This window comes from Acutalibacter sp. LFL-21 (assembly GCF_025630755.1).
In the GTDB taxonomy this organism is placed as follows: Bacteria; Bacillota; Clostridia; order Oscillospirales; family Acutalibacteraceae; genus Acutalibacter; species Acutalibacter stercoravium.
In genome coordinates this window covers 475,417-486,798 of sequence record NZ_JAOTNT010000001.1, presented here as the reverse complement: position 1 = coordinate 486,798, position 11,382 = coordinate 475,417, and the positions used below count along the sequence as shown (strand labels likewise).

Sequence of the window (11,382 nt, the reverse complement as noted above, 5' to 3'; positions counted from 1 at the left end):
CACAGCCCCGCCCCCGAAAGTTGAAGTTTATAGATAACTTCAACTCGCGGGGAAAAAGCCCTGCGAGAATCTAAAATTTAAGAGGGTTGAAATTATGAAGAAAAGCAAGTTTCTGAAGAAATCACTTGCGATGCTTCTGGCTGTCATGCTGGTCGTCGCAATGATTCCGCTCAGCGCTGCGGCTGCTTATGAGCCGGCGTATGATGTTACGCCTGTCTCTCTCAGCGGCGGCGACCTGGAGGGCTCTGCTCCCACTTGGAGCATCGAGTTCCCCTATGACGCTAACGATGCCCTGCCTGAAATGACAGTTCAGCTGGGGAATTCTCAGGATACTGTCACGGTTATTAAAGCCGACGGTTCTGAGACTGCGCTCCCTGCTGCTGGTATCTCTCTGGAGCGTGACAAGGACAACAATCCTGTTCCCTTCCGCTTCTATGTGACCAATGCACAGAACGAGAAGAGCGAGACCTACACTGTGAACTGGACCATGGCTGCTGCTGCCACCTCCGGCACTGCTACCAAGGCCACCTTGGACGGCAAGTACGAGGGCCGCATCTCTGGCAGCGACATCACCTTCACCGTGCCCTTTGGTTACACTGATACCAAGGCTTACACTGTGAAGTTTGAGGGTTGCACTCAGGATGAGATCTCCGGCACCTTTGGCGGTACCGTTGGCACCAACAAGAAGGAAGCTAAGGCCGATGTCATTAAGAACACCACCGAGGATAACAAGACCGACCTGTCCTACAACGTGTATGTTGTGGAAGAGACCGGCCTGGAGTCCATCACCATCGGCGACTACGAGGGCAAGTTCGAAATCGAAGATGAGGAAAACAGTGTTGCCGACAAGGGTTATGAGACTGGCGAGATCACCTTCACCATCCCCGCCGACCTGGAGGCCGATGACAACGATGAGCTGAACCTCATCCCTGTTCTGGAAGTTGGCTCCAACTATTCCGCGGCTACTCTGGACGGCGAGACTCTCGTTTCCGGCAAGGAGTTCAATTTTGTCGACATGTTGGAAGGCACTCCTTCTGATCTGGTTTTGACCAGTACGACCGTAGCCGGAGAGGACGAAGATATCTCCTACACCCGTTACTACAGCCTGCAGTTCGTCCGTGAGGGTTCTGACACCACCATCGACGCTTTCACCGCCAACGGTGAGACCGGTACTGTGAACGGCACCAATCTGACTGCTACCATTTCTAAGAATGATAGTCTGAACGCTGTTGACTTGGCTTTTGAAGGCCCCATCACTTATACTGGCGCTGCTTCCGGCACTCCCTCTATCGAGGTTGTTGGCCAGGATGGCAAGACCGCCACTTTTGACACAGAAGGCAAGAGCACTGTTATCGCAGATGTTAACTGCACCAATCCTGTCCGTCTTCTGGTAAAGGCTGCTGACGGCGAGACACAGGTTTACTACAACCTGACTGTCACCCAGGCTGAGGAAGAGAACAACAATCCTCAGATCACCTCCGCCAAGATGACCATTACCGATGAAAATGGTGAGGAGAAGGAGTACACTGCTTCCATTTCCGGCCTGACCATCACCTTCACTGTGCCCTACTCCACTCTGGATGCGGATGTTAAGGGTGCTGAGTACACTCTGGCTAAGACCGCTCTGACCACTACTAACGAAGACACCGCTAAGGCATCTTTCACTGTGAAGGACGGCGGCAAGATCACTGCCACTTCCACGGATAACGACAACGAGCAGGTTTACACTGTGAAGTTCACCAAGGAAGCTGCCAAGACCGGCAAGGCTATCTCTGACTTCGTCCTGACCGATGCTGAGAACATCAACGAAGTGGGCTACAACAACAATGTGGACTACGATGTGACTGTTTCCGGCTCCGAGCTGAAGGTTTCTGTGCCCCAGGGCACGGATGTGGACGCCCTGTTTGCCAACTTCACCCTGTCCGAGGGCGCCAAGCTGTACAACATCACCAGCGGTGAGCTGGGTGATGAAGTAAAGGCCGACTTCGACAAGAAGACTGGTGACGCCGCTTCTGCGGTTGCTCAGTTTGACAAGGATAAGAAGTATCTCGTTGTTGATGAGACCCTGGCCTATGCCATCGCTACCAGCGACGAGAAGGCCGACAGCTACACCAAGATTAAGAACAATTTTGCTGGCCATTACACTGAGTACACCTTCAAGGTGACGGAGACTGCCAAGAGCGACGCTGCTCGTTTGACCGCTATCTCCGCTGACGACAAGGCCGTCACCGCTACCATCGGCGGGGCTAACGCCAACGAGATCACCCTGACTGTGCCCTATGGCTATGCTACTCGCGGTACTGCGTTCTTCTTTGACTTCACCGTTTCCACGGGTGCCAGCCTGAGTGTTGACGGTACGGACCTGATCAGCGGCGGCGAGCAGAACTGGAACTCCGATAAGGGTCAGCTGGAGGAAGTTGGCAACACGGCTACAAATCCTGTTTTCCATGTTGCCAAGGATACTGATGACAAGTATTATCTGTACGATGCTAGTAACGTGAAAGTCACTACCCTGACTGTCACTGCTCAGAATGGCACTGATACCAAGACTTATACTGTCAAGGACATCAAAACTAAGGACGCCAACACTGGCGCTCTGCTGACCAGCGTGAAGGTGAACAACACCTCCGCCACCATCAATAACACCGCCAAGACCGTTACCGTGAGCCTGCCCTTCGGCACCAACCTGGGCCAGGTCACCCTGGACATCACCGCCTCCACTATGGCAGCTGTGTCCTTCCCCAACTATGATCCCAAGAACCCCGATAAGACCTATGACATCCGCAATGGTCTGAAGATTACTGTCACCTCCGAAAACGGCGCCACCACCAACGTCTACACGCTGACCGCTACCACCGCGGCACAGTTCTCCGATGTGAACTACTATGACAACGTGATGGACGCTGTGGCAGCCGGCATCGTGTCCGGCCGCGGCGACGGCACCTTTGGCCCCAATGACCGGATCACCCGCCGCGACTTCGCCATCATGGTCAGCAAGCTGCTGCTGGACGGCGAGGACGCTCCCGAAGCCACCACCACTCCCTTCTCCGACGTGTCCGCCGATGACTACGCTCTGAACGCCATCGCCTACTGCGCCGAGAACGGCATCATCTCCGGCTTCGACGGCGAGTTCCGTCCTGGCGACAACATCACCCGCCAGGAGGCTGCTTCCGTGATGAAGAACGCCCTGGAGCTGACCGGCACCACCAGCGAACTGTTCGCTGACGACGCCGCCATCGCCACCTGGGCCAAGGCCAATGTGTACGCCTGCAAGGCTGCCGGTGTCTTCAACGGGGATGACAACAACAACTTCAATCCCACTTCTACGCTTACAAGAGCTGAGGCCGCGTCCATTATGGTCAACGCGATGAAATAAGGTTTCAACTCTACTTAATTTTATGATTACCCCATAGGACGAGGGCGCTGCCGGAAGGCGGCGCCCTTGCCCTTTTCCCGGAAGAAGGTTGCACAGAAGGACAAAAGAGAAAGCCAGGCAGAGGGAAGGCCCTTCTGTCTGGCTTTTTTGCGCTGTTCAGCAAAAGATCCGCCTGCAAACGCTTTGGGTTTTCCTTTTCAGTGCCTTGCTGTTCAGGCCGTGCTTTTTTGAAAATAGCGGCCTCTGCCGCTGTCTGCTCACTTCTCCGCCCTCCGCGGGCATAAGGGCAGATTGTCCTGCCCGCTCACAGGCCCCCAGGCAAGACAAAAGGGACAGCTTTCGCTGTCCCTCCTGCCTATGGGGTAATCATAAAATTAAGTAGAGTTGAAACCTCAGTTATCAACCGCGTTGACCATTGCGGACGCGGCTTCAGCTCTTGTAAGCCTGTCAGTGGGGTTGAACTCGTTGTGGTCATCGCCCTTCATCAGGCCAGCGGCCTTGGCGGTGTACACAAAGCTCTTCGCCCAAGAAGCAATCTGCGCGTCATCCGCGTACAGGTCGCTGGAGGTGCCGGTGGCCTCGAAGGCCTTCACCAGCATGATAGCAGCTTCCTGACGGGTGATGTTGGCGTCGGGATTGAAGTTGCCGTTGCTGTCGCCCACGGTGATCTCGTTCTCATACAAGTAAGCGATAGAGCTCACGCCGTAGTCGGTGTCGGCCACATCCTTGAAGGGAGAAGTGGCTTCCTCGTCGTTGTCGTGGCCCAGGGACTGTGCCAGCATGATGGCGAAGTCGCGGCGGGTGATGTTGTTCATCGGCTTGAAGGTGCCGTCAGAGTAACCGGACAGGATGCCCAGCTCCACTGCACGCATCACGTTGTTGTAGTACCAGTCGTTCGTGTCAACGTCGGAGAACTGGTCCGCAGTGGTGGCCTTCAAGGTGTAAGAAACAGTACGGTTGCCAGCTTCAGACTGAACTTTCAAGGTGACAGGGCTGGAAACATTCAGCACGCTCTCACCGCTGGTCAGCAGGTTGCTGGGATTAACAGAACCCAGATAAACCTCAGCACCCTCAGAGGTAGTGAAGGTAGCCACCTGGCCGTACAGATTAGCGCCAAAGGGCAGAGCCACGGTGATGTTCTGGCCGCTGATGGAGCCACTGATGTTACCCAGCTTAAAGCTGGTCAGCTCAGCACCGGTGTTGGCGTTGGCATGCTTAAGATTGAAGCTATAGTCGTTTTTAGCGGTGGTATTTTCAGCAGTAACAACCAGTTTAGAAAGTGCGGTGGCATCCCCAGCAGTCTGAGAGGCACCAGTCCAAACCTTCACTACAACCTTGTTGTCCTCAGCACGGACAAAGGCAACCTTGGCATTGTCAGTATCAGCATCCTGGGCCTCAGTCTCACCCTCAGGAATACCATTCACATTAAAGGCATTCGTTCCATCGCTCAAGGAAGCATAGTTGGAAATGGTGTAGTTCAGGAAGTAGGTGTTATCCTCGGTCAGAGTATCGTCCTCATCAACAGTCAGACCATAGGGGATAGTGCCGGTAATCTGCACACCGCCAGCAGCACTGGTGAGAGACAGCTTGGTGTCACCCACAGAGATAGCGCTCATAGAAGCCTCAGTAGAGGCAGCTTCCTTATCCCACTTCACATCGTAGATGGTGCCAGCAGCAGCCATACCAGCGTCAAGAGTGGTCTTAGGAGTACCGTCAATGACCTTAGCAGCAGTCTCAGGCAGAACAATGATCTTAGTGATGTTCTTGAGATTGGAGGCAGTGATAGCTCCTGTATCCTTAGTACCATCCAGAGCAGTAATTTTAGTTACTGCATCAGTACCACTGGTGTAAGCATAAGCCACACCGCCGCCGGTGGTCAGGTCACTGACATAATAATTGCCAGCATAGGAATCCTGACGATGGGACCAAGCGGTCTTAATGGTAATAGTCTTATTGGTGGCGTCGACGGAAGCCTTATAGGTGTTGGAATTCTCCATGGCTTCCACAACGTCTTTTTCGGTGGAACCAGCAGTAGGATTCTGGGCGGTCACTTCCACGCCGGACAGAGTGTTGTTGGTGCTGGCATTGGCAAAGGTGATGACCAGGTTATAGGTGGAAACGGTGCCATCAGCGCCCTGGCTCTTCACAGTCACAGCGTTGGAAATAGTCTTCTTCTCGCCGTCAGTCCAGCCGCTGATACCGGTCAAGCTGCCTTCGCTAAATTCCGTTTCACGGTTGCGAATGGCGGTGCTGCCCAGCAAAGCGCGGGAGCCATCGGAAGTAGCGGCAATCATGGTCCAGTCAGCAATGCTGGTGGTCATGTAGGGAATGGGGGCAGTGGTAATGGTGTTATTGCTGATGGTGGTATTGTACTGCGTGCCATCGGGAGCTTCCAGAGTGAAGCTGGTCAGAGTGGCATCGCTGGTCGCGGTGGCCACCTTGGCAGTCAGCGTGTACTGCTTGGAAGTCTTGTCAGCAGCAACCACATTGAAGGTCAAAGTGGAATCCAGAGCAGTGGTGGTGTAGTAATACTCATCATACTCATCGTTGGTTGTGTCACTGGGGGTAGTATCAGCTACCAAAGCATTAGCTTCGACAGTAGCACCCTTGGCAACACGGATGGTGACCTTCTGGCTACCGCTTAAAGTAGTGCCATCGTCCAGGGTCACATCGAATTTATTGCCATTAGCAGTGGCAGGAATACCGTTGACCCAAATGGCCTGCACGCTGTTGTCGTTGCTCTTGGTGACAGAAACCTTCAAATTGTAGGTCATGCTCGCAGAACCGTTAGCAACGGTGATGGTCTGAGTAGAACCCGCAGTTTTGAGAGTGGCAAAATCAATTTCTTCACCGCTGTCAAAGGAGCCCGCGGAATTGCTCACAGTGGTGTTGGCAAGCACACTGTAAACTACCGGCAGCTTGTAGGTAGTGCCATCAGCTTCGGCTTCGATATTCTCAATGTCCTCAGGGTCCAAAGTTACAGTAATTGTTTCATTTTTATTGTCTTTGGGATTGCTCTCATCGGAGAACACGCCGTCCACGCCAGCCACAGACAGAGCGGTGATGGCGGGGACCTCGGTCACTTTCACGGTCCAGACCACAGACTCGCCCGCCTCGGGAGCAACGGTGAAATTGGCGTTGTTTGTTACGCTGACAATGTGATCCTTGCCAGCGCCGGAACCCGCATTAGCGGTTTCCACAGGAGTGACAACAATCTGGCCACTACCGGCTGTGTAGCCATAAGCCACGACCACATCCACCTCGTGGCTAGCGCTGTCCAGAGAAGCAGACAGGACGCCAGCGTTAGTGCCGGTGGTATTCACAGCAACCTTCTCAATACCGTTCTCGGTAGAGAGAGTTTCAGGGGACAGGGTCAGGGTGTAGGTAACAGACTCGTTACCGGCGTAGCTGCCGTTGGCAGTGGGGCTAACCTTGATGGGAATAGTGTAGACATTCTCAGACACAATGTAATTGCTGAGTGTCAGTGTAGCGGCCGTGCCAGACGTCAGTGAATCTGTAGTGTAACCATTCTTCTGAACAGCCACCACATCAACGCCCGTAGGCAGATTCTGTGTCACCTGGACAGTTGTTGCACCAGTACCATAGGTGGCGCTGAAGCTGGTGCCGTCTGCCTCTACAGTCTCGCTACCCACTGTAAGTACATCCAGTGTAGGCAAGGCCGCAGCCGCAGCGCTGAGCGGAATCATTGCGACGACCAGCATGACAGCCAGAAGCATCGCAAGTGATTTCTTCAGAAACTTGCTTTTCTTCATAATTTCAACCCTCTTAAATTTTAGATTCTCGCAGGGCTTTTTCCCCGCGAGTTGAAGTTATCTATAAACTGTCATTTGCAAAAACTGGCCCGGAAAGGCCAGGAAAAGGCTGAAAAGAGGGGAAAAGGAAGAGAGACGCAGTTGAACGTCCGCCCCAGCAGAGGCGCTCGTGGAGGAAAAGAGAGGCATTGGCGGGGCAGGGAGGGGGAACTCTCAAAGAAAAGTTAAAAATATTTCACTTTTGTGTTGACAGCAGGAATGGAAAGTGAACTATTTATAACACAACGAAGTTACAAATATTTCACATGGAGGAGAGCCCTTATGAAAAGCGAAGCGAAGACGAAAACCATCAACCTGAGAGCATGGATGTTCCTGAAGATCGCCCCGGCGGCGCTGCTGCTTCTGTACTACTGGATGTGCGCCCGCACGGACTTCCACGCCTCGTACCTATATGCGCAGTCGGCGGTGCTGGCCTTGGCGGGCGGGCTGTTCGCCTATCAGCTCTACTACGCCAAGCGCCGGGACATCTTCGACGAGTTCGCCCGGGAAAATTTGAGAACCACCGATTCCATCTGCTTGAAGATCGCCTGTGGGGTGCTGGTCCTGGCCGCGGTGCTCTGCGTGTTCTCCGATTTCTCCGGCATCGTGGTGGGGTACGCTCTCCTCATCGGGCTGCTGGCCCTGACGGTGGCGCGGGCAGTGCTCTTCACCGTCATCGACAAGCGGGGGATGTGAGACCATGCTGCGCACAAAAGTGAAGGAGTACCGGGAACGGGCGGGCCTGAAACAGAGCGAGCTGGCCGCCCTGGTGGGCGCCCGGCGGGAGACCATCGTCCACCTGGAAAACGGCCGGTACAACCCGTCCCTCAAGCTGGCCATGGATATCGCCAAGGTGTTCCACACCACGGTGGAGGAGCTGTTCTTCTTTTCAGAGGACTGAGGCGCCGCAGGCCGGGGGACACAGGTAAAAGCACGCAAAAAACGCCGCCCCGGAGGACGGCGTTTTTTCACGCGTTTTCAGTTTCCCGCTGCTCAGGCGCCGGTGGCGGCCAGCAGCTTGTAGTTTTCCTTCAGGGCCGGGTACAGGCTCTTGTAGACCTGGTAGAAGGCCTCGTACTGGGGCACGTTCTCCGGGATGGGCTCCTGGGCGGGGTTCAGCTGGATCATGGCCTGGCAGGCCTCCTGAACAGAGGGGTACAGCCCCACGCCCACGCCGGCCAGGATGGCCACGCCCAGGGCCGGCCCCTCCTTGGACTTCACGGTCTTTACCGGGCAGTTGTAGGTGTCCGCCAGCATCTGCCGCCACAGGGGAGAGGTGCCCCCGCCGCCGCAGGCCAGCATCTCCCGCAGCTCTACGCCCATGCCCCGCAGGATCTCCACGCTGTCCCGCTGGGAGTAGGTCACGCCCTCCATCACGGCCCGCAGCAGGTCCCGCTTGGTGTGCATGGCCGAAAGGCCGAAGAACACGCCCCGGCAGTCCGGGTCCAGGTGGGGGGTGCGTTCACCCATCAGATAGGGCAGGTACAACAGCCGGTTGCAGCCAATGGGGGACTGCCCCGCCTCCTGGTCCATGAGGACGTAGGGGTCCACCCCCATGCCCGCGGCGGTGTCCTTCTCCGCCTGGCAGAAGTTGTCCCGGAACCACTTCAGGGACAGCCCAGCCCCCTGGGTCACGCCCATGACGTGCCAGGCCCCGGGCACGGCGCAGCAGAAGGTGTGCACCCGGCCCTGGGGGTCGATGGAAATGTTATCCGTGTGGGCGAACACCACCCCGGAGGTGCCAATGGTGGTGAAGGCCTTGCCGTCGGCCACCACGCCGGTGCCCACCGCCGCGGCGGCGTTGTCCCCGGCGCCCCCCACCACGGGGGTGCCGGCGGCCAGGCCGGTGAGGGCAGCCGCCTCTGGGGTGATGGCGCCGGTGATCTCCGGGGACTCGTACACCTTGGCCAGCAAAGCGGGGTCAATGTCCAGCTTTTCCAGCACTTCCTGGCTCCAGCAGCGGTGGGGCACATCCAACAGCTGCATGCCGGAAGCGTCGGAAACCTCGGTGGCGAACTCCCCGGTGAGCATGTAGCGCACATAGTCCTTGGGCAGCAGGATGTGGGCGCATTGGGCGTAGAGCTCCGGCTCATTTTCCCGCACCCACAGGATCTTTGAGGCGGTAAAGCCCGTCAGGGCCGGGTTGGCGGTGATCTGGATAAGCCGCTCCTTGCCCACCCGCTGGGTGATTTCCTCGCACTGCCTGGCGGTGCGCTGGTCGCACCAGATGATGGACCGGCGCAGCACCCGGCCCTGCTTGTCCAGCATCACCAGGCCGTGCATCTGGCCGGAAATCCCCAGGCCCTTGATGTCCCGGGGGTCCACCCCGCCCTGCTGGATGACGGACTGCAAAGTCTCGCAAGAGGCGTGCCACCAGTCCAGGGGGTCCTGCTCGGCCCAGCCGTTTCGCTCTTGGTACATGGGGTACTCCACCGTAGCGCTGGCGATGACCTTCCCCAGCCGGTCGAAGAGTACGGTTTTCGTGCCGCTGGTGCCCAGGTCAATGCCGATCAAATATTCCATAACGATACCGTCCTTTCCCCGTTCCCCCAGGGGGGAAACGTCTATACAACTTACCTTTTATTTTCCTCGATTTTCCCCCGCCTGTCAAGGGAGAGAAAGGTTTTTCCGCCGGGCGCCTTTCCTGCATTTCGGCCTTGCGGGAACAGGCAAATCGTGCTATCCTAATAACCGTGAGGCGGCAACGCCAAATCCCGGGAAAGGCCCGGGGAATTTCCAAATAGGAGGGGCGGAGTATGGCGATTTATGACGTGGCCATTGTGGGGGCCGGTGTGACGGGCTCTGCGGTGGCCAGAGAGCTCTCCCGCAGGAAGGGGCGCTTTGTTGTGCTGGAGCGGGCCCTGGATGTGTGCGAGGGCACCAGCAAGGCCAATTCAGCCATTATGCACGCCGGGTTCGACGCGGAGCCCGGCACCATGAAAGCGAAAATGAACGTGCGGGGCAACCAGATGATGGACCAGCTCTCTGGGGAGCTGGACATCCCCTTTCGGCGGGTGGGCGCCTTTGTGGTGTGCTTCTCAAAAGAGGAGCTGCCAAAGCTGAAAGAACTGTACGACCGGGGCGTGGCAAACGGCGTCTCCGGCATGGAACTGCTCACGGGGGAGCAGGCCCGGGCCTTAGAGCCCAACCTTTCGGAGGAAGTGGAAGGGGCCCTGCTGGCCAACACCTCGGGCATTGTGTGCCCCTTTGAGCTGACCCTGGGCCTGGCGGAGAGCGCCGCCAAAAACGGGGTGGAGTTCTCCTTTGACACCCAGGTCACCGGCCTGGAGCCGGGGGAAGAGGGCTGGGTGGTCCACACCAGCCGGGGGGACTATGCCGCCCGGGCGGTGGTCAACGCCGCCGGGGTGTTCGCCGATGAAGTGCACAACTGGGTCTGCGCGGACAAGCTGCACATCACCCCCCGCCGGGGCGAGTACTGCCTGCTGGACCACACCGCCGGGGGCCATGTGTCCCGCACGGTGTTCCAATTGCCCGGGAAATACGGCAAGGGGGTGCTGGTCTCCCCCACGGTCCACGGCAACCTGCTGCTGGGCCCCACCGCCAAGGATATCGGCAGCCGGGAGGACACCGCCACCACCGCCCAGGGGCTTCAGGAGGTGCTGGAGAAATCCGCCCTGGGGGTGAAGAACATCCCCACCCGGCAGGTCATCACCTCTTTCTCCGGCCTGCGGGCCCACGAGGACGGGGACGACTTCGTCCTGGGGGAGAGCGCCCCTGGCTTCTTCGACGCGGCGGGCATCGAGTCCCCGGGACTGACCAGCGCCCCGGCCATTGGGGAGTACCTGGCGGGGCTTATCGGGGAGAAGCTGGGCCTGCCCGAAAACCCGGACTTTGACCCCTGCCGCAAGGGGGTGCCCCATGTGAAGGACCTGCCCGTGGAGGAGCGGGCGGCCCTCATCCAGAAGGACCCGGCCTACGGGCAGATCGTCTGCCGGTGCGAGGAGGTCTCCTACGGGGAGATCCGGGACGCTATCCACGGCATTCTGGGGGCCAAGACCCTGGACGGCGTCAAGCGCCGCACCCGGGCCGGCATGGGCCGGTGCCAGGCGGGGTTCTGCTCCCCCCGGGTGATGGACCTGCTCTCTCAGGAGCTGGGCCTGGATTTGACCGGTATCCGCAAAAGCGGCAAAGAGGCCCAGATTGTGCTGGAAAAGACCCGTGGGGAGGTGTGAG

Annotated in this window: 6 protein-coding genes; 4 read left to right on the top strand and 2 right to left on the bottom strand. The window is 57.5% G+C overall.

Going from position 1 to position 11,382, the window contains the following annotated elements:
- The first annotated feature begins 94 nt into the window (after positions 1-94).
- Positions 95-3,376 (top strand): S-layer homology domain-containing protein, encoded by a 3,282-nt coding sequence (locus ODJ80_RS02105; RefSeq protein ID WP_263040700.1) that lies wholly within the window; start codon positions 95-97, stop codon positions 3,374-3,376.
- Positions 3,377-3,768: 392 nt separating this feature from the next.
- Here the strand turns inward: ODJ80_RS02105 and ODJ80_RS02100 are convergent, their stop codons facing one another.
- Entirely contained in the window at positions 3,769-7,029 is a 3,261-nt protein-coding gene (locus ODJ80_RS02100) for an S-layer homology domain-containing protein (RefSeq protein ID WP_263040699.1), read from the bottom strand.
- A gap of 441 nt (positions 7,030-7,470) precedes the next feature.
- Between ODJ80_RS02100 and ODJ80_RS02095 the strand changes: the two genes are divergently transcribed.
- Both ODJ80_RS02095 and ODJ80_RS02090 read left to right on the top strand, forming a co-directional pair.
- The gene (locus ODJ80_RS02095) at positions 7,471-7,884 is read left to right on the top strand and encodes a hypothetical protein (protein ID WP_263040698.1); all 414 of its coding nucleotides are present in this window, start codon (positions 7,471-7,473) and stop codon (positions 7,882-7,884) included.
- Positions 7,885-7,888: 4 nt separating this feature from the next.
- On the top strand, positions 7,889-8,089 hold the full coding sequence (locus ODJ80_RS02090) for a helix-turn-helix transcriptional regulator (protein ID WP_263040697.1): 201 nt from the start codon (positions 7,889-7,891) through the stop codon (positions 8,087-8,089).
- Between the two features lie 92 nt (positions 8,090-8,181).
- On the opposite strand, the gene xylB is transcribed toward ODJ80_RS02090, so the two are convergent.
- Entirely contained in the window at positions 8,182-9,711 is a 1,530-nt protein-coding gene (xylB, locus tag ODJ80_RS02085) for a xylulokinase (protein ID WP_178862968.1), read from the bottom strand.
- A 239-nt stretch (positions 9,712-9,950) separates the two neighbouring features.
- On the opposite strand from xylB, the gene ODJ80_RS02080 reads away from it, so the two are divergent.
- Positions 9,951-11,381: an NAD(P)/FAD-dependent oxidoreductase gene (locus ODJ80_RS02080; protein ID WP_263040741.1), complete on the top strand. Its 1,431-nt coding sequence runs from the start codon at positions 9,951-9,953 to the stop codon at positions 11,379-11,381.
- Position 11,382: the final 1 nt, after the last annotated feature.

Coding starts and splice junctions, on each gene's coding strand:
- ODJ80_RS02095 (WP_263040698.1), top strand. CDS start 7,471: ATGAAAAGCGAAGCGAAGACGAAAACCATCAACCTGAGAGCATGGATG.
- ODJ80_RS02105 (WP_263040700.1), top strand. CDS start 95: ATGAAGAAAAGCAAGTTTCTGAAGAAATCACTTGCGATGCTTCTGGCT.
- xylB (WP_178862968.1), bottom strand. CDS start 9,711: ATGGAATATTTGATCGGCATTGACCTGGGCACCAGCGGCACGAAAACC.
- ODJ80_RS02090 (WP_263040697.1), top strand. CDS start 7,889: ATGCTGCGCACAAAAGTGAAGGAGTACCGGGAACGGGCGGGCCTGAAA.